Raw genomic sequence first — 23769 nt, 5'->3', positions numbered from 1 at the left:
TTATAATATTTGATTTGAAAATTGGTTATTCTCTATTTTTCACTAAGATCCAGCCTGAGAATTTAATTGGCGTTTTGGTTCTGTTATTTTCATTCCAGCTGATGCTGTACCAATAGTTTCCTGTAGAAACTTTCTTTTTATCGTTGGTCGTGCCATCCCAAGTATAGTTATTCTCTTTATTGCCCTGATGAATTCTGTTACCATATCTGTCAAAAATATTCAATACCAGATTTGGTTTATTAGCAAGAGCAGAGTAGTCTAAAATATCATTTATTCCGTCTGAGTTTGGAGTGATTACATTCACAATATTCGGAATTGTAATACTTACTTCAATCGGTACACAAGTGAATGTGTCTCTTACGTAAACTTTAATATCACCTCTAGGAAGATCTGTAAATACGTTTGAAGACTGAAAGTTGATATTATTTATTGAATATTCGTAAGGGCCAACACCTCCGGTAACATATACCGTAATACTTGTGTTAGAAACCTCAATGTTTGTAATAACCGGCTGTTCAGAAGCATAAACTTTTACCGCTTGTTTTGTCGTACAGTCTCCTGTTTTCAATTTTACCCAGTAAGTTCCTACTCCAACATCTGAGATTGTTTGTGTAGTAGCTCCTGTGCTCCATAGATATGATGCAAATCCTGGTCCTGCATCTAATACCGTTTTGTCTTCGATACATATTATTTTATCAACTAATATAGCTGACTCTACAGGTGCTAAAACCACTAAGGTTACTTTTGCCACACGATAACATCCGTTTGCATTCGTTACTCTGATGTAAACTACACCATTTGGAGCAATATAATGATCAGGAACCAAGATCTCATTCGTTTGGTTATTAGCATCAGTTAAAGAAGGGTAATATGTTTTAGTAACTCCAAGTTGACCGGTTACGTTAGCGTTTGTAAGATTAAACAATCCTGTTGCGATATTTTCTTCTAAGAAACAAGTTCTTAATGTAGCATCATTTACCACAGGGCTTTCTGTTACAGTCAGTGTAAGGGTAATTTCTTCACAATCTACAAATTCAGGATCGTTTCCGCAGAATTTATAAACAATTGTATCTGTTCCTACAAAACCATTGTTTGGAGTATATCCTATCACTCCTGTTGTAGGATTGATGATTGCAGTACCATTCGCTGGTGGTGTAATAATTTGAACGCTACCTGGTGTAAATAGCTGTGGAGACGTCGTAAATTGTGGAACAATATTTAGATATCCTTCACACACGGTTTTAGTCTTAGCAGTTTTCTCAAGACAAGTGAATACTTTAAATACAGGAGTAATTGCCGGCAGACAAGTTCCTACTGTAATTTTTACGGTGTAATTTCCTGCGGTAGGTGGGGTATACGTGTTCCCATTGGCTCCAGGAATTGCAATATCGTTTCTATACCACTGATAAGTATCGTAACTGTCATCTACTTCTAAAATCAATCCAGGGATACATTCTCCTGTTTGTCTTGCAATAAGCGGAATTGAAGAGAAACCTGCAAAATATCCTCCATATCCTGCAGAATTATATCCTCCATTAATTCCTGCAGTTACTGCTTTTGTAGAAGTAATCGTTAGGTTTCCTGTAATGGGTTGTATTGCATACGTTACCCAGTTGGTGTTTCCTGTAAGTGGGAATGGGCCTTGTGCGGCAGTAGGAGTTATTGGTGCACCACCATTAGTGGAATAAGTAACAATAGCACCTGCTTCGGTAAGGATATTAAGCTTTAAAACAATTGCTCCTGATGAACCAGGCATTTCTTGTACTTTACCAATCTCATCGATTTTTCTTGGCAAAAAGCAGTTCAATGGGGGGATATAGTTATAACCTCCTGTTTCTGTACCTGTTCTTCCAACTAATTGATATAAATAAATATTTTTAGTTGCTTTTATATACATGTTGTAGTGCCCGCTTGTACCCTGCTGTACATAATTATTCTCTAGAATTCTATAATAGTCTCCTTCAGCTAGCGTTGCTACTGGCGTTCCATTTCCATTAAGGTAAATTTCGGTATTGTTTTCGGTTGCAACAATGATACCTCCTTCAGTATTGAATGAAGGAATCGGAGATAAACTTCTTACCATTGCAAATTCGTCTCCAAGACGGTCTACTGGAACAGATTGATCCATAATAAGATCGGAGCCGTTACTTGTTTGTCCTGTAGCATACATTGCATTTGCATTTCCATTAGTTACAGAAATTGGTTTTGTGGCAACAATTTTTGATCCAATAAAACCATCTCTATTAGCTACAACATCGGCTTGTCCTGCTAAAATATAAGACTGTCCTTTATTTAAATTGAACGTTAATGTAAGTGGAGGGGTTGTATTATTTACAAACTGAACATTTGCGTCATATCCCGAAACTGTTACTGTCGTAGCATCTTCGGTTGCCATAATTCCGGTTGTGAAATTATGAGTGCTAGATGTGGTTGTGATAGGAGCCGCCGCTGCATAAAATTTTGTTCCTATTCCTGCTTTACCTTTTGATGTGATAATTTCACCATGTGCACCCATAGCAGCTCTTAATGATGCAAAATAAGGCTTGGTACCTTTGGTATAAACTCCCATATTGACTGGAGTAGATGCCATACTGTTATTATCTGTCCAAATAAACTGTGGTGGTAGAGGAAATGATTGTGGGTTATTTTTACTGATTGTAACTGCTCCTATCTGGGTATTGTTATTAAAGATTTTTACTTCAAAAGGAGCGACTGAATCTGTAGATAAATAAAGGGTGTGAGTGTATGGCGTGCTGTTTTGACTGTCAAAATAGGGAGCAAACCAATGGTCTGTATCTCTCTGAGCAAAAAGTATATTGCTGCTAAAGAGCATTAATAAAAAAGTGAGTAAAAGTTTTCTCATAATGTAGAATTAGGATTTTTACAAAAATAATAGAATAATTTAAAAGGACTGTAAAAAAAACATGAAAAATATAAAATAATTAGGAAATAGGTAAAAAAAAGCCACAACCGTTAAGTTGTGGCTTGATATTAAAAAATGATTCTTATTCTCTATTTTTTACTAAAATCCAACCTGTGTATTTAATTGGAGTTTTTGCTTCATTAGGTTCATTCCAGCTGATGTGGTACCAATAAGTTCCGGTAACAATCTTTTTATTAGAATGGGTTCCGTCCCATCGGTAATTATTAGATTTATCCCCTGTGAATATTTTGTTACCATATCTGTCATAAATTACGAAATTAAGATTATCCTTATAAGCTAACTCTCTGTAATCTATGTAGTCATTTACGTTGTCTCCGTTAGGCGTAATTGCATTGACTAAATTAGGAACAGTAACTTCCACTGAAATAGGATTACAGTTGAAAGCATCTTTTACATAGAATGTATGTTGCCCTCTCGTAAGATTGGTGAAGACATTAGAATCTTGCCAAGTGGTTACTCCGTCTACAGAGAACTGGTACGGTGCTACTCCTCCGCTTACAATTACTGTTGCTGTATTATTAGAAATTTCAATTGAAGTAATGACAGGATCTTGTGCTTTTTTTACACTTACAAACTGCTTCACAGAGCATCCCGAATCCTGAAGAATTACCCAGTAATCACCTACTGCTACTCCTACTATTGATTGAGTAGTTGCACCAGTGCTCCAACGGTAAGATTGATATCCTGGACCTGCATCTAAAGTAGTTCTGTCGTCAATACAGATGTATTTATCTACCAATATCGGTGATCTTTTTGGAGGAGTCACTTTCAGATTGATTTTAGCAATTGCATAGCAGTCATGTGAGTTGAAAACTCTTGCATACACTGATCCGTTTCCAGAAATATAAGTGTCAACCCCTACAATTTCATTGGTTCCATTGCTTGCATCTACCCATGTAGGATAGAATTTTTTTGTAACTGGTGATTCAGCGGTTACATTAGCACTCACTAGATTAAATCTACCTTTGGTTTCGTTGTTTTCTAAGAAACATTCTGTTAAAGTATCTTCTTTAACTACCGGAGTAGGGAAGAAATCTAAAGTAATTTTAGCATTTCCTACACATCCTTCAGCTGTTAAAACCCTTACATATACTGAACCTAAACCTGAGAAATAATTTGTTGGATTAGTAATTTGATTTGTATTAGCTTCTAAGTTTGCTAAAGTAGTATAGAATTTTTTTGTTGTTGGTACTACATTGTCAGTAACATTTGCGGTAGTTAAATCAAAAAATCCGTTTCCTGCGTATTGACAAGCATAGATAGTTCTGTCTGTAAGTACAAAAGGAACTACGTTTAAGTTTAAAGTTATCTGTTCACAATCTACAAATTCGGTAGCATTACCACAGAATTTATAAACAATCTTATCTGGTCCTAAGTATCCTGGGTTTGGAACATAAGTAATTACTCCTGTAGCAGGATTAAGTGTTGCAGTTCCATTGGCTGGCTGTGTAACGATTTGCACAGTTCCTGGTACTGGTATTTGAGTTGAGCTTGTAAATGTAGGAACAATTGCTTTTGTACCACAAATATTAATATTTTGAGTAGTTTGTCCCAAACAAGTAAAGACTTTGTATATTGGAGTGGTCACTGGAGGACAAGTTCCCATCGTTACTTTAACAGTATAGTTTCCGGCAACCGCAGGAGTTATTGTGTGAGCAGTTGCTCCAGGAATTGCGACGTTGTTCAAAAACCATTGATAACTGTCATAACCATCATCAACTTCTAAAATAATTCCGGGAATACATTCTCCCGTCTGTTTTGAAATTACCGGAATTGAAGAGAATCCTGCAAAATATCCACCGTATCCAGCTGTTTCATATCCACCGTTAATACCTGCCGTAACGGCTTTGGTCGATGTAATGGTTAAATTGTCTGGTATTCCTTCAATAGCATAGGTTACCCATGTTGTATTTCCTGTGAGAGGATAAGGCCCTTGTGCTGGAGTTGGAGGGACATTGTTTACTAATACTGTAGCTCCTGCTTCTGTTAAGATATTTAATTTTAGATTAATCGTACCGGTATAACCAGGCATTTCGTTGATTTTTCCAATTTCATCGATTTTTCTAGGTAAAAAACAGTTCAATGGGGGAATATAGTTAAACCCACAAGTTGCACTATTATCGTTTACAGAAACCAACTGATATAAATATGCATTTTTGGAAGTTGTAACCAACATATTGTAATGGTTATTAGTTCCTTGTAATTGATAAGCACTTCCCGGAATTCTATACCATTGCCCTTGATTGATAGTGGCAACTGCGGCTCCCACACCATTTAAAAATATATCTGTATTATTTTCTGTAGCGATTACAATTCCACCTTCTAAATCTGAGGTGGTAGATTTAGTTCTCACCATTGCAAAAGTACTACCTAGTCTTTCTACGGGAACAGATTGGTCTAAAATGGCATCAGATCCGCCCGCAGTTCCTGTATCTCCGAAATTTCCGTTAACGTTTCCGTTGGTTAATGTAATCGGTTTATCTGAAACAATTTTAGCTCCCATAAAAGGTGCTGTTCCTGAGGTATTTCCTGCAAAAATAAAAGATTGCCCTTTATTTAAAGTGAAAGTATGGGTGTTTGTTGGTGCTGGGTTTGTAGGTGCTCCAAAAAATGTGACGCTACCATTCCAGGTTACTGTAACTACTGTATTGTTTTCTGTTGCTAAAACTCCCGCTGTAAAGTTATTAAATGTTGCAAGAGATGGAGTATTAGCTACGTAAAACTCCTTTCCAAGGCCTGCTTTACCTTTACTGGTAACAATTTCTCCATGTGAGAACTGTCCCATTCTTAGCGTACAGTAGAATGGTTTACTTCCTTGTAGATACACTCCTTTAGTAATAACATTAAATGCATCCGCAGCAAGATTAGCTGAGATTGTAGTGACCGGAATGTCGAAGGTCATTGGGGTGTTTTTGCTAATTGTTACCGTTCCTATAACTGCATTATTGCTATAGACAGTGACTGCAAAAGGTGTTGCATTGTCGGTAGACAAATATAATTTATTTGTGTACCCTCCAGCGGTAGCATAATAGGGTGCGATCCAATGTTCTGTATCTCTCTGTGCAAACAGAGATGTAAACATGCTGAGTATTAATACTAAGCTGAGTAGAAATTTTTTCATATAAATATGGAATTAGTATTTGTACAAAATTAAAATAATATTTAATATATTGTTAATAAATCATAAACAAAATTTAATATTTACTCTCGATTCTTTATTAATAACCATCCAGAATGAGAAACTTGTAATTTTGTATCGGGCTCAATCCACTTAAGAATATACCAATATGTCCCTGTTGATAGATTTCTTCCATTAGATTTTCCATCCCATTTGTAATTGTTGCCCGAAGATTTATAAACGGCTGCTCCATATCGGTCAACAACTTCAATGCTTACCTGCTCTTTTATTTTTAAATCTGAATAATCTAACATGTCATTTCTTCCGTCCCCGTTTGGAGTAATGGTGTTTATTAAATTTAAAATTAAAAAATCTTTGATAACAGGCAGGCATCCATCTCTTCCGATTACATATGCTTTGTATGGGCCTCTCGTTAAACCTGTAAATACATTAGAATTTTGATAATCAGAACCATTTAAAGAATATTGATAAGGTGCAGTGCCTCCCGTAACATTAATAGTTGCAGTAGTTCCTGTAACTACAATACTTGTAATAGTAGGAGCTTGTGCTGCAGTTACGCTTACAGTTTGTCTGTAGGTACAACCATTAAAACTCAAATCCACGTAGTAAGTTCCTATCCCAACTGTAATGGTTGAGGTGGTTGCTCCCGTGCTCCATAAATAAGATGTAAAGCTATCTCCGGCATTTAAAACAGCTTTGTCATTTAAACAAATAATCTGGTCTTTCAAAACTTCAGATTTTTTTGGAGACCTTAAGCTGATTTTTAAAGCTGCTGTATTTGGACACCCATTATTACTCGTGAATCTAATATAAAATGTAACAGCAGTGGTAATGATTTGGTTTACTGCTAATCCGTTGATTCCTGATTGTGCATCTGCCAATGTTGCGTGGTAAGTAAGCGTCACAGAAGGATCTGTAGTAAACTGATTTTTATAATCATTTAGATTAACACTTTGCGAACCGTTTAAATCATTATCACAAATTTCAGCAGTAAAATTCGTAGCCAGTAAGGTGATTTTATTACCTACAGTAAAATTAATCTGTCCAAAAGCAGTCGGACAAACTGTACTTGTACCATCTACTCGTATGTAAACAGTTGTTGCTGAGGTATATGTCCAGTTTGTTGGAAGTGTGTTAGTATTACCTGCATTAGCATCAGCCTGACTTAAATAATATCTTACCGTAAAATTTGCAGAGTTGGTTACAATTTGCGGAGTAATAGTAAAGAAATTTACATTCACAATTCCGTCAAAATTATCATCACAAAGATTACCATTAAAATTCGCAATATTGATATTAGGAACAGCATTTACTTTAATAGATAAATTAGCTGTACTAAAACACTGTGTTGCATTTGTAAATCTTAAATAAAAAGTTCCCGTTGCTCCGTTATTGATTGTTTGTGTTGCAGGGATTACGTTTGCGCCAGATTGTGCATCTGCTAAACTATTGTGGGAAGTAACGTTAGTTGCAGGATCTGTGGTGAAAATGTTTTTATAATTATTTAGATTCACTGTTTCAGAGCCATTCATATCTGTATCGCAAATTTCTAATACGTGCGTTGGAGTTAGCAAAGGAACTTTGTTTTTAATAACAAAATTAATTTGTCCAAATGCGGGAGGACATCCATTGGTGCTTTCAGCTCTTACATAAACTGTTGTATTTGAAGTGTAGTTCCAGTTAGTTGGTAATGTATTGTTATTTCCTGCGGTTGCATCAGTTTGATTTAAATAATATTTTACAATAAAATTCCCTGAATTGGTAACAATTTGAGGAGTAACTGTTGCAAAATTGATGTTGATAGCTCCAGAAGAGTTGTCAATACAAAATTCTGCATTATAAATGCTTGTATTAATGTTTGGAGCTGGATTCATTATCAGTGTAATCTGTGCAACTTTAGAACATCCGTAAGTAGAAGTTACATTGGCATAAATAATTCCTGCAGATCCTGTATAATTTGTTGGATCAGTAATTTGGCCTGTTAAATTTACATTGGTAAAATAAGTAATGTTGGCTCCAGCAGCTGATGTAACATTTGCAGTCGTTAGATTATAGGTTCCATTTCCTGCAACGCTATTACAAATGCTTATTGAGGCATTGTTGACCTGAAGAACATTGGTATTAATAATAATTTTAAAATATTCAAAGGCAAAAGGGTTTCCATTTCCTTGAATATAATAAATAAACTGGTCTGTAGTATTTGCAGTCGCCGTATTTGGGGTGTAAGTAATTTGTCCAGTGGTTGGGTTTACTGTTGCAGTACCGTTCGTTGGCTGAGAAATAATAGAAGTTAATGATGGAACAATGGTTTGTGTAGAACTAGTAAATACCGGAGTAATCACTTTCGTGTTACAAGAGCCGATTGTAAAAGTTGTTGTTGAAATTGGCGGACAAAGTGTATAATTATATATCGTCGTCAATTTTGTTTCACAATTGTTCTTAGTTACCGAACAAGTATAAGCTCCTGCTCCATACGGTTCAGGATTAATGGAAAAAGAAGTTGCGCCTGGAATTGCAACACCATTTAAATACCATTGGTAACCATCGTAATTATTATCAACCTGTAAAAGAATTCCTGCGTAGCAGTCACCGGTTTTTGTAATTGCCGGAACTGATGAGAATCCTGCAAAATATCCACCATATCCTACAGCGCCACTTCCGGCAGCAATTCCTGCAGTCATTGCTTTGGTAGAGTTTAATGTCACATTACCTGTCACATTTTGGATAGAGTAGCTTACCCAGTTAGGGTTTCCTGTTACAGGATAAGGTCCGTTTCCTGCTGCAATATTACCTCCGTTTAAAGTTACCGTTGCTCCGGCTTGCGTAATAATATTTAATCTTGTAGCAAAAGTTTGTCCTCCAATTCTGTTGATAAATCCTATTTCGTCTATTTTATTAGGCATAAAACAACTTAACGGCGGGATGAAATTCATTCCTCCGGAAGCATACTCATTTCCATTGGTAGCACCCGAAAGAAGTTGATAAACATATACGTTTTTAGTTGCAGAAATATTCATGTTATAATGACCATTTCCTTGGTTTTGGTATCGTGCACTAGGTACTAAATAGTATTGTCCTTCATTAAGAGTTGTTGTAGCTCCGGTTCCGTTAAACGTAATCTGTGTATTATTTTCTGTAGCAATAATCAAAGCTGTTTCCATTTGAGAAGTCACGCTACCGTTTCCTTTTACAACAACGAAATCTTTTCCTAAACGATCTACAGGAACTGCCTGATCCATCAAAATATCATTGTTGGTGTAATTTTGATTAGTATAGGCAGCATTAAAATTTCCGTTTGTTACAGAAATTGCTTTTGTAGCAACAATTTTTGCTCCTACTAGTCCTGTTTTGTTGATATTAGACCAAGAACTTACGACATCTAAAATATAAGATTTACCTTTATTAAGTGTAAATGTTCTTGTAGGTGAAGATATTCCGTCTGAAAAAGTAATACTCGGATTGTAACCGGAAATCGTAACGACCGTGTTGTCTTCGGTCGCTATCACTCCAATTGTAGAATTCATGTGGTCTTCGGATCCCGAAATAGGAGCTACTCCGGCATAAAATATTGTTCCTAAACCAGCCGCACCTTTTGAAGTAAGAATCTCAGCATGATTCGACATTGCAAATCGGTAATTGGCAAAGAATTTTTTTGAACCTTTTACATTCAATCCCATGTTATTCGGAGTAAACAACTGGCTTTGTGAAGACGCAATCAAAAAGTTATTAGGGATAATTACCTGTGTCGGATTATTTTTACTTACCTGTACCGTGGTAAATAAGGTATTATTGTTGAAGATTTGTACGGAAAAAGGTATAGTTTCATTGGTAGATAAATATAAATATCCTTCAAGACCGCCCGTTCCTGCTTTTGCAGACATCGGAGCAAACCAGTGCTCGGTGTCTAGCTGAGCATTGAATAATAAACAATAAAATGTGCAAATAAGTAGTAGATATTTTTTCATGCCTAAATTTAAGGGGCGACAAATCTAAGTATTAATAATCAATTTTTTAGAGTATTTTTTTAACACTTTTTTGATATTTCTGAAAATGTGGAAAACTTAAAATTAACTTCATGTATTGTTAATATTCTAATGTGAATATAATAGACAAAAAAATCCCGATGAAAAATTCATCGGGATTAATATTTTAAAACTTGAAAAAGTTATTATAAGCTAACTCTTACAAATCCTGTTACTTTAAGGTCTCCATTTACAGATTTCACATAATCAGCAACAGAAATAGAGCTGTCTTTGATGAAATCTTGGTGTACCAAAGTATTGTCTTTGTAGAATCTCTGCATTTTACCTTTCAAGATATTGTCGATAATGTTTGCAGGCTTACCTTCTTCAGTAAGTTTGTGTCTTTCGATTTCCAATTCTTTGTCAATCGTTTCCTGAGAAACAGAAGTTTCGTCAAGAGCAATAGGGTTCATTGCAGCAGCTTGCATAGAAACAGATTTAGCAGCCTCATCAGCACCGTCTACTTTAGCAGAAAGTGAAGTGATTGCAGCGATTTTGTTTCCAGCGTGGATGTAAGCTCCCAAGAAAGGTCCTGTAATTCTTTCGAATGCACCGATCTCGATTTTCTCACCGATAACTCCAGTTTGCTCGATTAATTTCTCAGCAACAGTCATTCCGTGGAAGTCTGTAGCTAATAATTCTTCTTTAGTAGCAGCAAAAATAGCCATTTCAGCAATTTCGTAAGCTAGCTCGATGAACGCTTCGTTTTTAGCAACAAAGTCAGTCTCACAGTTTAGAGAAATTACAACACCTAAAGTGTTATCTTCGTTTACTCTAGCGATCACAGCACCTTCAGAAGAATCTCTGTCTGCTCTGTTAGCTGCAACTTTCTGTCCTTTTTTTCTAAGGATATCAACTGCTTTTTCGAAGTCTCCTTCTGCTTCAACTAGAGCTTTCTTGCAGTCCATCATACCTGCACCTGTTTGGTTTCTTAATTTTGCTACGTCTGCAGCAGCTGGTGAATAAGACATAATATTTATTATTTTTTTATTTAAAATTATAATTAACTTTAATAGTTTATTTTTGAGCAGGGCAAAGATAATGATTTTAATGATAAACTAAAAAATGACTTTTAACGTTATAGTATTTATTTAATAATTTTTTATTCCATGAACAAAATATTTTTAATCCTATTTCTATCCATTTTCAGTTTGGGGTTTTCTCAAAAAAAGAAAAAAAGTAAGTCTAAAGTAGTTGCAGAAAAGGAAACTGTAATTATTTATACGCTGGAAGAAGCACAGACAAGTGCAGAAGCAAGAATAATTGCAGGTTTTATTAAACAAAATCCGGGGCACGAAAAAAATGATGAACTCAAAAGAAAATTAATTACCATCATCATGGCAGATAACTCTATTGAAGCTAAGCCTACAATAAAACCAATCAGCAAAGATAAAATTGAAAAAATTGTAAGCAACAGTGAGCTCAATAAAGGCAAAGCGATAGCTTCTAATTCTAATAAAACAGCTACACCTGAAAGATCAGTTTCTTATGCTTCGATGGGAAGTTCTAGTAAAAAATCTGAGCCAAGTGCTGATGCAAAAAAAACAGCTTCTTACCTGACGCATCTTTTTAATAATGACCCAAGTGATAAAGAAGCTTACATCAATATCAGAAATAAATCAAAATGCAGATTGATCGTAAAAATAAGCGGAAAAAAATATTATAATCTTGATGTTCCTGCTAGCGGACAAAACTTTATAATGGTCGAAAAAGGCGATTATGTTTTAACAACCTCAGTTTGCGATGCCAAATATTCTTCTTTAAAGAAAATAAATAAAGATATCGAGATTCAGCTTAATGTAGCTGAGTAAAAATAAAAAAGCGGTTAAGAATTTTCTTAACCGCTTTTTTTATCCTTTAAATTGCCCCATCGCAATAAACTTGTCTTGTCTGTGTGTTTCAAGTTCCTTACCTGTAAATTTAGAGAAAGCTTTTATATTCTGTAAAATAGAAGCTTTTAAATTTAAATAAGCAACTTCAGGATCATAATGAGCTCCACCAAGTGGCTCTTCTACAATTCCGTCGATGAATTTTTCTCTCAATGCATCTGCGGGAGTAAGATTTAATGCATTTGCAGCATCTTCTTTATGATCCCAGTTTCTCCAAAGAATTGAAGAACAACTTTCTGGTGCAATCACGGTGTACCAAGTGTTTTCTAGCATATATACTTTGTTACCAACACCAATTCCCAATGCTCCACCACTTGCTCCTTCACCGATAATATAAGTGAAAATAGGCGTTTTAAGCATTGTCATTTCGAAAATATTTCTCGCAATTGCTTCACCTTGTCCTCTTTCTTCAGCTTCCAAACCAGGATAAGCTCCAGGTGTGTCTACCAAAGTAACTACAGGAATTCTGAATTTTTCAGCAAGCTTCATTAGTCTTAAAGCTTTTCTGTATCCTTCAGGATTTGGCATTCCGAATCTTCTGTATTGTCTTTCTTTGGTTGTTCTTCCTTTTTGAGTTCCCAAAATCATGATTCTTTGACCATCAAGTGTAGCCAAACCACCAATCAATGCAGGATCATCTGCAAAGTTTCTGTCACCGTGAAGCTCCAGGAAGCTTCCTTTATCTACCATACCTTTGATGTAATCTAAAGTATATGGACGATCCGGATGACGCGATAACTGTACTCTTTGCCAAGGGGTAAGATTTCCGTAGATCTCTTTTTTTGTATCCCTGATCTTGTCTTCGATCTGGCTGCATGCTAATTTTACATCAACACCACTTTCTTCTCCTACTAAAGAACATGTTTGATATTGATCCATCAGCTCTTTTATAGGAAGTTCGAAACTTAAATATTCCATTCTTGAAGTAAATTAAATCTTTCAAATGTATGAAAAATTATGAAAACCTATTTAAAATTATTTACAGCATTGCTTATTCTAGCGACACTTTCCTCTTTTCCAATGAGTTCCAAAATATCCGGAACATCTGGTCCTTTCAGTTCTCCTACCAAAGCTAAACGAAGAGGCATCATTACTTTACCCATTCCCAAGCCTTTGTTTTCAGCAAAATCGTGTAAATTCTGTTTGATATTTTCTGATGTGAAATCATTGATTGATTGTAAATTTTCAGCAAATTCAGTCAAAAGATTTGACGTTTCGTCATTCCAAGCTTTTTTTGAAGCTTTCTCATCGTAAGAAGTTGGTGCTTCAAAGAAAAACTTTCCGTTTTCGTAAATATCTTTCGGGAAAGTTGCTCTCTCTTTCATCAGATGAATAATCTTTAATAATTTTTCATCAGCCATATTTAAATTTAAATCTGAATTTTTAAGAATATTCATCAATTCTTCATCAGACGTTTTTTGAATATACTGATGATTAAACCACTCAGATTTTTCTTTGCTGAATCTTGCGCCAGCTTTATGAACTTTATGCAAATCAAATTCTTTCACCATTTCATCCAAAGTCAAAATTTCTTTATCATCTGCAGGAGACCAACCTAAAAGTGCGACCATATTGATGAATGCTTCAGGCAAATATCCACTTTCTCTGTATCCTTTAGACACGTGTCCTGTTGCAGGGTCTGTGAAATTCAACGGGAATACCGGGAATCCGAATTTATCACCATCTCTTTTGCTTAATTTTCCTTTTCCTTCTGGTTTTAGAATTAAAGAAAGGTGAGCAAACTGAGGCGCTTCCCAACCCATTGCTTCATATAATAAAGTGTGTAAACCTAAAGAAGGTAACCATTCTTCACCACGGATAACGTGAGAAATTTCCATCTCATGGTCGTCGATGATGTTGGCGAAGTGGTAAGTTGGCATTCCATCGTTTTTTACCAAAACTTTATCATCTAAAATATCTGTGTTTACTGAAGTGTTTCCACGGATAATGTCGACCAAGCCTAAAGTTCTGTCAACAGGCATTTTGAATCTTACAACGTAAGGTGTTTTTGCCTCCAACAATTGCTGAACTTCCTCTTCAGAAAGTGCAAGACTGTTTCTTAAACGGTTTCTGGTTTTATTGTCATAAGAGAAAACATCACCTTTAGCTTCATATTCGGCACGGATAGCATCTAATTCTTCTGCTGTGTCGAAAGCGATATAAGCATAATCTGTTTTTAGGATCTGCTCTGTATATTTATCGTAAATATCTCTTCTTTCAGATTGTCTGTATGGAGCAAATTTTCCGCCTTTTTTAGGGCTTTCATCTGGTATGATTCCGCACCATTCCAAAGCTTCTTCAATGTATTCTTCAGCGCCCTCAACATATCTTGCGGTATCTGTATCTTCTATTCTCAATACAAATTCACCACCTTGATTTTTAGCAAAAAGATAATCATATAATGCGGTTCTTACGCCTCCCAAATGCAAAGGTCCTGTAGGACTTGGTGCAAAACGGACTCTTACTTTCTCCATTTTAAATAAAATTTCTGCAAATTTACTTAAAATTAAATATTTTAATGATGTTTAATGTTTTCTATATTGGGTTTTTTAATCTTAATATATACATTTGTATAAATTTAGAATTCAAAGAATATGTTAGAAATTGGTGAAAGACCTTGGGGGAAATATTATGTTTTGGCAGACGAACCTAATTATAAACTGAAAAGAATTGAGGTAAATCCAGGGCAAAAGTTATCATATCAATATCACCACAAAAGACAAGAGCAATGGACGATTATTGAAGGTGATGCTACTATTATTTTGGATGATAAAGAAATAAAACTGTCTTATGGCGAAAGTATTTTCATCCCTTTAGGAGCTAAGCATAGAATCATGAACCTTTCAGAAAAACCAGTTGTCTTCATCGAAGTACAGACAGGAACTTACTTTGGGGAAGATGATATTGTGAGGTTGGATGATGAGTATGATAGAAGCTAATTGAATTATTAATTCTTACTAATAAATAAAGCCAAAAATAAAACAAATATTATTTTATTTTTGGCTTTATTATTTCAAACTTCTTATTGAAGTAAAGTTTAAAAAAGTTTCTTTACTTTAAATTTTATTTTTTCTAATAATTTTTTTTCGGTCTTGTGCTTTTCAGTTTCAAAAAAGTAATTAACCCGCCATGGTTTTTCAGATTTTGTAACCAATTCGAATAAGATTCTATTTTTTTCGGCTAATTGTAATCTTTGTTGATAGGTTTCATCATCTAAAAGATTTTTATCTGTGGTATAAGATATTTTAGAATAATGATTTTGATGAAGTACAATTGGGGCTTCCACAATTTGTATTTCAAGACCTTTTAAATTTACTCTGTATAAAAATTCGTTATCATCAAATGCAATTCCTTTTGCAAACCTTTCGTCAAATCCTCCCAAATCGTATAAGTTTTCTTTTGTAACAGCCGCACAAAAATGATATCCCTTAGGATTTATAACGGGGTGATTGTACCAACAGTCTAATCCGTCTCCGATGTAGCCTACATTATTTTTTTGCATAAGTTCATTCAGCTTTTCAGAATCATTCAGAAAAGTTTCAATATTATTTGTGCTCTCTATACCGAGAGAAAAACATGCAAAACTTATATAGTTTTCATTAGTGATATTTTCTAAGGTATACTTTAAAATGTCTCCATGATGAGTACATTCAGGATTCTGTAATATGATAATATCTCCTTTTGCTTCTTTAAATCCTATGTTAAAAGGAATACAAGAATTAGAGTACCATTTGTCTTTTTTTTCTAATCTGATGATTTTTAAAAATGGATACTTATTGGTAAGTTCTTCTAATCTTTCGTCTTCATCACTACCGTCATCTACAGCAATTACTTCAATATCTAATCTATGATTTTCAATTTGTTTTGAAATACTTAAAAGGGTAGTGTCAAAAAGTTTTTTTCTGTTGTAATATGCTGTTACTATTGATATTTTCATTTGAATAATAAGAATTTTTTCTTTTTTATCTCCCAATTACTTTGGAAAATAATGCCTAAATATACTTTTTTAAATTTCTCAATATCATGGAATTTTTTTTCAAGCTGATATTGTTTTTCGTAATGATATACTTTAAAAAAACCTTCTATAGGATACAAATCTATAAGTTTAGTCTTAAGAAGATATTCTCCGTATATCACACATTCCGATGGTGGCGTTACTTTATCTATTTCCTGGAAAAAATCTAAAAAAGTTTTATTTTCATTTTTTAAATAAACTTCTACAAAATGTTCCCAAACTTTACAGCTCCAAAGATACGGAGACGGGCCGTAATCCCATTCTTTTCCTTTGTTCCCAAACAATGGGCGAGTTGCTCGTAATGCTTCTTTAAAGAAAATGTTTTCAGAATCTAATCCAATGTTTTCCATTGTTTCCAAAAAGGGTTTAGATTCATGCATGATCGTGTAAGGCGTATTTTCATCATATAGAAAGTCTGAATAATAAAAATCCGTAATAAATTCTGAATCAGAATCGATACACAAATAATTTTTGCAAAGGTTCAACTTATAAACGTGAGCTTTTATGATTTGTTGATATCTCCATCCATCAGAACTGTCAGCCGTAATGATATCTGAATCTTTAATAATATTATAATTTTTAATATTTTCTTTAAAAAAATCAAAATCATTGTCATTGACAGATATAACGACAGGAATATTGTCTTTATTATGCTTTTCTATTGATGAAAGAAGCTTTTTTACCCTTTCAAAATCGGGTTTATATGTTTTAATGAATAAAATAAGTGAATGCATAATGTCATTAAAAATTTAAAGTTTTTTTCCAAAGTTTAATTGATTTCTCTTCAGAAAAATTATTTTTGAAAAACTCAGTGGCCTCCTGTTTTTGTTTTTCGTAGTCTGATGAATTGTTTAAGAGATTGTTGATAATATCTGCAAATATTTTTTCATCATCACTTACTTTACAGCCGTTATTTTTTTTGTCTGAAAACCCATCAACCGCTTTTTCAGTTCCTACTACAGGCAGTCCGAAAGATAAGGCTTCCACGACTTTAATTTTTATACCGGTTCCTTTCAGCATTGGGCAAATTGCAATTTTACTTGCATGATAATAGGTTTTTAAATCGTCTGCAAAAAATACTTTTTCAATATTTTCATGATTGGGTACGTATTTACAGATTCTTCCGATAATACAAATTTTTATTTCTTTAGTGAGAAGGGGCAAGACTTTTTCGACAAACCAGTTAATCGATAATATATTAAAAGGGTTGTCACTTCCTACAAATATAAGATCATATTTTTTTTCGGTGTTTGTGTCTTCGAAATTTTCTGGAAAACTTGGTGGAATATTAATCACTTTATCTCCTAAAAAACTGTTGAAAATAAAGTATTCGTCCTGAGAAATAGTAACCACTTTATCATAAAACGAAAGGTTGTTGATTTCTTCACCGAATCTTTTACCCAAATCAAGGTTTTGATTGTTATAAAACTCATTCAGCGTAATCCAGTCGTGAGTATCAACGATGGTTTTGGATCCTTTTAGATCCTGATCACGGATGAGATCTGTCCAGAACTCGTAATTGATAAAGATATAATCGTACTTTTTCTTATCAAGAATAGCTCCAAAATTATTTTTTAAATAGGTGGTAAGATATTGATTTGGATTTTTTTTCTCAATTTTTTTCAGAAATTTGTATTTCCAATATTCAAGGGTTAGTTTTTTCTTTGGTGGTTTGGTTTTCAGAACAAAAACAGCGTCAATAATTGTAGAATCAGTATCTTCAGGAGAATCTCCAAAACTATTGTAATAATCTTCTACCCCTACAAGGTCAATATTCAAGCCTAAAGACTTCAATTGTTTGAGATTGGTGTAAGTACGTAAAACATTTCCGGCTCTTTTGGAAAAAGGACTTTCGGGAAAGAAAAATAATAAGTTCTTATTAGAAAAATTCATTAATGATCTTGGTTTAGGATGAGGATTCTTGAAAGTTGAGGAAATAAATGCTTAAATTCGTTTTCGCAAAAAAACTTAGACAAAATAATAAATTTAAAATGGGAATTAAAAGGTTTTTTAAAAATAAAATCAAGGATTATCACTTTATCAAAAATAGGAGAAAGGTGACTGCCAATCTTCAAAATCTTGATTTTTTTAAAAATCATCCATTTAATTTTTCTACAGAAATCAATCCTGAAGTTTCAATTATTATTCATGACGTTGATGATTTGAAAACGATTCTCAATTGCCTTTATTATATTCAAAAATATGACCAAAATATTTCCAGAGAAATTATTGTTATTAATGATAAAAATATTGATGAAATAAGCAGTTATTTAGGAAATATAAAAGGAATAATCTTAGTTAATTCTGAAGAAAACCTTGGTTTGGTTAAAGGTTTAAATCCTGTCATTGAAAAGGCAAAAGGAAAATTTATTTATCTTTTAGATTCTAGTGCTTTGGTTCAGGAGAATTATTTGTCAAGTTTGATGGAGGTTTTTAATACCAAAGAAAATATAGGAGCGGTAGGTTCTAAAATTATTTCTGCTGAAAATACTATAATTGAAGCCGGAAGTTTAGTTTTTGAAAATTCTGAAATCGTTGAATTAGGTAAATCTGAAGCGATTGATACTCCTCAATTTAATTTTGTAAGAAAAGTAGATTTTTGCACTGGAAGTCTGTTGTTCCCTAAAATCAATAAAACCGGAGATTTAAATTTACTGAATGAAACATTTTCTTCATCGCATTTTGCAGAAGCTGATTTGTGTTTGAAATTGAAAAAAGAAGAAAATTTAAATACTTATTACCAGCCAAATTCAGAAGTTGTTTGTTTTGATAATTCTTTTAAAGTAAAAACAAACAATGATAAAGAAGGTTTTGCTAATCATTGGAATTCTTATTTTACAGATAGAAAATATTTAAAAAGCGAGAAAATCAATTATAGTACTCATTACAAAACTCAAAATTTTCTCTTTTTAGAGGAAAATATGCCAAAACCAGATCAGGATTCCGGCTCAAGAAGGTTTATGGAAATTTTAAAGATACTTCAGAAAAATGATCATCACATTGTTTTAGCAGTTAAACATTTTGATGAAGCTAAAGATTCTGATTATATTCCTTACTTTCAAAATGCTGGTGTTGAAATTTGCAGAGATTATGTAAATGCCCAAAATAAAATTGTAAAAGTCGCCGATCAGGTTGTAAACGCTTTATCATATGTTGATGTAGTCTGGATTTTCAGACCTTTAGGCTTTGATCATTGGTATAATTTGATCCAAGATAAAGCAAGCGGGAAAAAGATTATTTATGATATGGTTGACCTTCATTATTTGAGAATGGAGCGCGAAAATAATTATATCGATGTTGTCACAAAAGAAAGAGAACAGGAAATAAGTTTCTTCAAAGAAAAAGAATATGCAGGAATGAATATTTCAGATGCTGTAATTTCTATCAGTGATGAAGAAAAAAACACAGTTTCTGAAAACGGGGTCAAAAAAGATAAAATTTTCACGGTAAGTAATATTCACAAACCTGTAGAAAATGTTCCGTTAAATTTTTCAAAAAGAGATGGATTACTTTTTATTGGTGGTTACAATCATTTGCCGAATATTGATGCCGTGAAATTTTTACATGATCAGATTATGCCTTTAGTTTGGGCAAAAAATAATCAGATTAAAATCTTTATTCTAGGACCAGATTTCCCTGCCGATCTGAAAGAAAAATACCATTCTGAGCGTTTTCAGATTTTAGGGTATCAGGAAACCGTAGATTTTTGGTTTGAAAATTCCAGAGTTTTTGTAGCACCACTTCGTTACGGAGCCGGAGTAAAAGGAAAAATCGGACAGGCTTTAGAATTTAAATTACCTGTAATTACCACCGGAATTGGTGCCGAAGGAATGAGCCTTGAGGATCAAAAAACAGCGTTGATCTCTGATGAAAATCCTCAAAATTTTGCAGATAAAATCATTGAATTGTATGATAATGAAAGTATTTGGCAGACTTTACACGATAACAGCCTTTTGCCGCTTTCAAAATTCTCTATAGAAACTCAGGAGCAGAATATTAAAAAGATGCTTCAGTATTTAGGGTTCGAAAATTAATTTTTATAAATTTTCTGATATTTTTTAGGCTTAAAAAATTTATAAATCAATTTTCTGTACCATTCATTATAATACTTGGCTTTATACTTCTTATTCTCGCGGATTAAACTCATAATGTTATGAAAATCTAACCCGTTTTGTTTATAAAAGGTATAATGTTTTTTATAGATCTCAAAGAAATTATCAGACAGTCTGGAGCTGTTGTCGATGCTTGTATTGGTAAGCGAATCTGCCGTATTTCTGATTCTGTAGAAGAATAAAAATTCATCAATTTTATGAACTTTCACTCCCATTTCAATTAAATAAATCCAGAAATCCCAATCTTCGTAGTAGTTTAATTGAGTATCAAAACCTCCGATTTTATCAAAATCTTCTTTGTAAATAAGAGCGGTAATAGGAATACAGTTTTCAATTAAGAAATCAAAAGTGTTGAAAGGCTGAAGAACCCATTCTTTATCTGTTTTTTCGAAGAATTTTCCTTTCGTGTAGCAGATTCTAACCTCTTTGTTTTTTGAAAGAATCTGATGTGTTTTTTCTAAAAATGTTTTGTCGATAAGATCATCACAATCCAGAAAGAGAATATATTTTCCTGTGGCAGATTTCACACCGTTATTTCTGGCAGAAGATTGTCCTTGGTTTTCCTGATGAATGATTTTTAGATTTTTAAAAGCTTCATTTTGTTCAATTAGATCTAAAGCTGCTCTTTCAGAACCATCATTCACAATAATAACTTCAAAATCCTGGTAGGTTTGATCATAAACACTTTTTAAGGTTTCATGAATGTAGTCTTCACCTTTGTAGTAAGGAATAATGATAGAGATTGTTTCGTTCATGTCTTAAGAAATAAGTGTTTTGAACCAGTTTTCAAAACTGTATTTATTTTTGATTTCTGCAGGAATTTCCTGATAAGGATTTTCAATAAAACTATTCAGATTCTCTTCAGAATCTTCGCCAATGATAAAGATGTTTTCTGGGTTGTAAAAATCGTAATTTTTTACATCCGGATTATCAGTAATTAATTTCTTTTCGTATTTTAATGCTTCAAAAAAGCGGAAAGATAACCCGTTGTGTTCTTTCAGTTTTAAATCTAAAAGTGCTTTAGAGCTTTTAACCCAGCCCATATTTTCATCGTATGTCAGAAATTGATTGGTGAAATTGATTTCTCCTTCAGCTTCTCTTTTGTTCCAACTGAAAAGCAGTATTTTTTGACTGATTTTTTTCAGACTTAAAATTGCTGAAATGTCTTTTAATGTTTCAAATCGCTCTTCCACATATGTTCCGATATAGAAAACATCGTTTTTTATGGTTGGTTGGGCTTTCTCTTCTTCAAAATTAAAAAAGAAATTGGTGAGGAAGAAAATGTTTTTCTTTTCATCAACATCATTTTTGTCAAATACGAAAAACCTGTCAAAGAACTTAAGTTTAGGATAAACATTCGGTGTTCTGTTAAGTCCGTCCCAATGATTTCCGACGAGTTTTTTAGTTTTGGTTCGAATAATGCTTAAGAATTCTTCGGAAAAGAAATCTGTTGTCATCACCAAAATCGTTTCGTATTCGGGCAACCTTTTAGCCTTTTCTAGCAATGTATTTTCTATAAAGGCTTTCCTCAGAATCTCTTTGTACTTTTTGTCTCCTAAAACTGTTTTTCGGTAAACATTATTAAGTTGCTCACGCCAGTTTTTGTATCTGAATTTTTCATCAGAATACAGTAAAAAATCTACATTGTCATAATTCAAAGACTCCAGGTTTTTTTTGATGAGGTCTGAAATTCCTGCATAGTTATGCATGATGATGAGGATTCTGTTCATCTGTAAAAATATTTAAAGAATAGGAAAAGAGCAAAACGCTCAGATTTTAATTTTTGGTATAAAGCTAATTTTTCATTCTGAACTTCTTTCAAAAATCTTTTCGCATTTTCATTAGAATCTTTTTCAAGATAAACTGTGAATTTTCTTTCTTTATCATTAAGCGTTCTCAGTTTTATTTTAAAATCTCTGAACGTTTTAGGGGCTTTATCATAATCGAAACGGCTAATCAGTTTTTCTTTAGAAACTTCATCTTTAGAATAACAGATTCCTCCGACCTGTTGCTCGCTGTGAATACGATATGAAAAGAGTTTTTCATTTATAAAAGCAAAATTTTTCTGTTCAGAAGAAACCAATGCAATCCACTCGTCGTGATGTAAACCTTCAACCGTTGGAAAGGGTAAAACTTTATTAATAAATGATTTTCTGATGGCCATTGAAGCTCCTGTTGCAAAATTTCCAATGGTTGCAAAAATTTTAAAATAGTCGATTTCTTTTTTGTTTTCGCTTAAAAAATTTGGAACGTCCCAAACTGTATATAGATTTTGCTGTAGACTGTTCTCATCGATAATAAATCCGTTTGAGCATATAACATCAACATTTTGGTTGTCTTCGAAAAAATCACTGAAAATTTTCACTTTATTGTTTTCCCAAACATCATCCTGGTCACTTAAAAATATAATTTCACCACTACAAAGTGAAATGGCTTTTTCAAAGTTTTTTACACTTCGTAAATTTTTTTCATTGAGATGGATTTTAAAAATATTGGGGAATTTATTTTCGTATTCCGACAAAATACTTAGGGTTTTATCTGTTGATCCATCGTCGCACACTACAATTTCATCTACTTTCAAAGACTGCTCCAAAATAGAATCTATTTGTTCTCGGATGTATTTTTCGCCGTTATAAGTACAAAGTGCAACAGAAATTTTTGTCATTTAGCTCAGATTAAAAACAGTATTCACCCAATTGTCTAAGGTGTATTTGTAATAAATTTCGTCCGGAAGTTTTTGATAATCCTTTTCAAAAAAAGACTTTTCAATATTACTAAAATCATCATTGAGTATCAAAATGTTTTCCGGATTATAAAAATCGTAATTTTTAATCGTTTGATTATCAGTAATGAACTTTTTTTCTAAAGCCATTGCCTCAAAAATACGGAAACTTAGCCCCATTTGATTATCTCGCTGAAGATCAAGAATCACTTTTGTGTTTTTGTATAGTTTTGGTAATGATTGTTGAGGAATATTTTTGGTTCTGAACTTAATGATATTGATGTTTTTGGAGTCAACAATTTGTGTAATCTTATTTTTCCAGCTTTTCTTTCCGGCAACAATTGTTTTAAAATTGATGTTTAAATCATCAATTTGATTAATTAAAATATTAAGTTTCTGTAATCTCTGCGTATCGTACGAAGTGATATAAAAAAGATCAAGATGAGGGTGCTGCTGCTCATAAGGGCAGTGTTTCAGATAATTATAATTGGTTATTTTTTTGAATCCATGTTCTTTCACATCTTCGTCATCAAAAGAAAAAACGGTGTCAAAAAAATGTAAAATATGATGGGCAGGGTTTCTTGACATGCTGTCGTATAAATAGGCAATATTTCGGTCTGTATATTTTCTGATTACTTTATGTACATGTTCTTCAATACCTTCGGGATTAATAACTAAAATTTGGTCTTGCTTTCCTATTTTTTTTAGAGAATTGATGATGAATTCTTGTCTTTTCTCGTGCTTCAGATTTTTTCCGATAAAAACTTTGCTCATTGCATTTTTTACCCTTGCACCAAAATTTTTGTGCGTAAAAGCCCCGATGTTGATGTGGTAGGCATCTACACCTTTCTCTTTGAGTTTATTTACGATATGTTCATCATAATGCCAGAAATCAAAACTGATTAAACAAATTTTCATAAAACAAA

At 33.4% G+C, this 23769-nt stretch carries 16 protein-coding genes; 3 read left to right on the top strand and 13 right to left on the bottom strand.

Translation table 11 applies throughout. The annotated features are described in order from the left end of the window. Window positions 1–25 precede the first annotated feature (25 nt). The 4 genes from B5X64_RS12980 to tsf all read right to left on the bottom strand — a co-directional run bounded on the left by B5X64_RS12980 (window position 26) and on the right by tsf (window position 11076). Entirely contained in the window at window positions 26–2863 is a 2838-nt protein-coding gene (locus tag B5X64_RS12980; RefSeq protein WP_079465660.1) for a T9SS type B sorting domain-containing protein, read from the bottom strand. A 142-nt stretch (window positions 2864–3005) separates the two neighbouring features. Continuing rightward, on the bottom strand, window positions 3006–6065 hold the full coding sequence (locus B5X64_RS12975; protein ID WP_079465659.1) for a T9SS type B sorting domain-containing protein: 3060 nt from the start codon (window positions 6063–6065) through the stop codon (window positions 3006–3008). Between the two features lie 80 nt (window positions 6066–6145). Beyond that, window positions 6146–10048: a T9SS type B sorting domain-containing protein gene (locus tag B5X64_RS12970; RefSeq protein WP_079465658.1), complete on the bottom strand. Its 3903-nt coding sequence runs from the start codon at window positions 10046–10048 to the stop codon at window positions 6146–6148. A gap of 203 nt (window positions 10049–10251) precedes the next feature. Beyond that, window positions 10252–11076, bottom strand: coding sequence for a translation elongation factor Ts (tsf, locus tag B5X64_RS12965; protein ID WP_079465657.1), 825 nt, complete (start codon window positions 11074–11076; stop codon window positions 10252–10254). Window positions 11077–11214: 138 nt separating this feature from the next. On the opposite strand from tsf, the gene B5X64_RS12960 reads away from it, so the two are divergent. Continuing rightward, entirely contained in the window at window positions 11215–11916 is a 702-nt protein-coding gene (locus B5X64_RS12960) for a DUF6759 domain-containing protein (protein ID WP_079465656.1), read from the top strand. Window positions 11917–11955: 39 nt separating this feature from the next. Here the strand turns inward: B5X64_RS12960 and B5X64_RS12955 are convergent, their stop codons facing one another. Beyond that, window positions 11956–12912: an acetyl-CoA carboxylase carboxyltransferase subunit alpha gene (locus B5X64_RS12955; RefSeq protein WP_079465655.1), complete on the bottom strand. Its 957-nt coding sequence runs from the start codon at window positions 12910–12912 to the stop codon at window positions 11956–11958. Window positions 12913–12959: 47 nt separating this feature from the next. After that, window positions 12960–14468, bottom strand: a complete 1509-nt coding sequence (gltX, locus tag B5X64_RS12950) for a glutamate--tRNA ligase (RefSeq protein ID WP_079465654.1) — start codon at window positions 14466–14468, stop codon at window positions 12960–12962. Window positions 14469–14588: 120 nt separating this feature from the next. Between gltX and B5X64_RS12945 the strand changes: the two genes are divergently transcribed. Continuing rightward, entirely contained in the window at window positions 14589–14933 is a 345-nt protein-coding gene (locus B5X64_RS12945) for a phosphomannose isomerase type II C-terminal cupin domain (RefSeq protein ID WP_066674759.1), read from the top strand. A gap of 98 nt (window positions 14934–15031) precedes the next feature. Here the strand turns inward: B5X64_RS12945 and B5X64_RS12940 are convergent, their stop codons facing one another. Genes B5X64_RS12940 through B5X64_RS12930 form a run of 3 tightly spaced genes read right to left on the bottom strand, consistent with a single transcriptional unit; the run spans window position 15032 to window position 17902 of the window. Further along, window positions 15032–15931, bottom strand: a complete 900-nt coding sequence (locus tag B5X64_RS12940) for a glycosyltransferase family 2 protein (RefSeq protein WP_123921049.1) — start codon at window positions 15929–15931, stop codon at window positions 15032–15034. Further along, window positions 15928–16743 (bottom strand): DUF6492 family protein, encoded by an 816-nt coding sequence (locus tag B5X64_RS12935; protein ID WP_079465652.1) that lies wholly within the window; start codon window positions 16741–16743, stop codon window positions 15928–15930. The genes B5X64_RS12940 and B5X64_RS12935 overlap by 4 nt, the downstream gene beginning before the upstream one ends. A gap of 7 nt (window positions 16744–16750) precedes the next feature. Next, on the bottom strand, window positions 16751–17902 hold the full coding sequence (locus B5X64_RS12930) for a glycosyltransferase (protein ID WP_079465651.1): 1152 nt from the start codon (window positions 17900–17902) through the stop codon (window positions 16751–16753). A gap of 98 nt (window positions 17903–18000) precedes the next feature. Here B5X64_RS12930 and B5X64_RS12925 point away from each other — a divergent pair, with 98 nt between their 5' ends. After that, complete coding sequence (locus tag B5X64_RS12925; protein ID WP_172459108.1) at window positions 18001–20043, top strand: glycosyltransferase; 2043 nt, start codon at window positions 18001–18003, stop codon at window positions 20041–20043. Here the strand turns inward: B5X64_RS12925 and B5X64_RS12920 are convergent. Genes B5X64_RS12920 through B5X64_RS12905 form a run of 4 tightly spaced genes read right to left on the bottom strand, consistent with a single transcriptional unit; the run spans window position 20040 to window position 23761 of the window. Then, window positions 20040–20876 carry a glycosyltransferase gene (locus tag B5X64_RS12920; RefSeq protein WP_066674749.1) on the bottom strand — a complete coding sequence of 279 codons (837 nt, stop codon included), beginning with the start codon at window positions 20874–20876 and terminating at the stop codon, window positions 20040–20042. The genes B5X64_RS12925 and B5X64_RS12920 overlap by 4 nt on opposite strands. A 3-nt stretch (window positions 20877–20879) precedes the next feature. Next, window positions 20880–21851, bottom strand: coding sequence for a WaaS/CpsH family glycosyltransferase (locus B5X64_RS12915; RefSeq protein ID WP_079465649.1), 972 nt, complete (start codon window positions 21849–21851; stop codon window positions 20880–20882). Then, window positions 21848–22786, bottom strand: coding sequence for a glycosyltransferase family 2 protein (locus tag B5X64_RS12910; protein ID WP_079465648.1), 939 nt, complete (start codon window positions 22784–22786; stop codon window positions 21848–21850). Before B5X64_RS12910 ends, B5X64_RS12915 begins: the two co-directional genes overlap by 4 nt. Then, window positions 22787–23761: a WaaS/CpsH family glycosyltransferase gene (locus B5X64_RS12905; protein ID WP_079465647.1), complete on the bottom strand. Its 975-nt coding sequence runs from the start codon at window positions 23759–23761 to the stop codon at window positions 22787–22789. Window positions 23762–23769 lie beyond the last annotated feature (8 nt).

It is taken from the genome of Chryseobacterium balustinum, from assembly GCF_900168205.1.
Taxonomy (GTDB): domain Bacteria; phylum Bacteroidota; class Bacteroidia; order Flavobacteriales; family Weeksellaceae; genus Chryseobacterium; species Chryseobacterium balustinum.
This window is presented reverse-complemented; position numbering and strand designations above follow the sequence as displayed.

Bases quoted from the DNA above. Each gene is read 5' to 3' on its own strand.
- B5X64_RS12980 (WP_079465660.1), bottom strand. From the start codon at position 2,863: ATGAGAAAACTTTTACTCACTTTTTTATTAATGCTCTTTAGCAGCAAT.
- B5X64_RS12975 (WP_079465659.1), bottom strand. From the start codon at position 6,065: ATGAAAAAATTTCTACTCAGCTTAGTATTAATACTCAGCATGTTTACA.
- B5X64_RS12970 (WP_079465658.1), bottom strand. From the start codon at position 10,048: ATGAAAAAATATCTACTACTTATTTGCACATTTTATTGTTTATTATTC.
- tsf (WP_079465657.1), bottom strand. From the start codon at position 11,076: ATGTCTTATTCACCAGCTGCTGCAGACGTAGCAAAATTAAGAAACCAA.
- B5X64_RS12960 (WP_079465656.1), top strand. From the start codon at position 11,215: ATGAACAAAATATTTTTAATCCTATTTCTATCCATTTTCAGTTTGGGG.
- B5X64_RS12955 (WP_079465655.1), bottom strand. From the start codon at position 12,912: ATGGAATATTTAAGTTTCGAACTTCCTATAAAAGAGCTGATGGATCAA.
- gltX (WP_079465654.1), bottom strand. From the start codon at position 14,468: ATGGAGAAAGTAAGAGTCCGTTTTGCACCAAGTCCTACAGGACCTTTG.
- B5X64_RS12945 (WP_066674759.1), top strand. From the start codon at position 14,589: ATGTTAGAAATTGGTGAAAGACCTTGGGGGAAATATTATGTTTTGGCA.
- B5X64_RS12940 (WP_123921049.1), bottom strand. From the start codon at position 15,931: ATGAAAATATCAATAGTAACAGCATATTACAACAGAAAAAAACTTTTT.
- B5X64_RS12935 (WP_079465652.1), bottom strand. From the start codon at position 16,743: ATGCATTCACTTATTTTATTCATTAAAACATATAAACCCGATTTTGAA.
- B5X64_RS12930 (WP_079465651.1), bottom strand. From the start codon at position 17,902: ATGAATTTTTCTAATAAGAACTTATTATTTTTCTTTCCCGAAAGTCCT.
- B5X64_RS12925 (WP_172459108.1), top strand. From the start codon at position 18,001: ATGGGAATTAAAAGGTTTTTTAAAAATAAAATCAAGGATTATCACTTT.
- B5X64_RS12920 (WP_066674749.1), bottom strand. From the start codon at position 20,876: ATGAACGAAACAATCTCTATCATTATTCCTTACTACAAAGGTGAAGAC.
- B5X64_RS12915 (WP_079465649.1), bottom strand. From the start codon at position 21,851: ATGAACAGAATCCTCATCATCATGCATAACTATGCAGGAATTTCAGAC.
- B5X64_RS12910 (WP_079465648.1), bottom strand. From the start codon at position 22,786: ATGACAAAAATTTCTGTTGCACTTTGTACTTATAACGGCGAAAAATAC.
- B5X64_RS12905 (WP_079465647.1), bottom strand. From the start codon at position 23,761: ATGAAAATTTGTTTAATCAGTTTTGATTTCTGGCATTATGATGAACAT.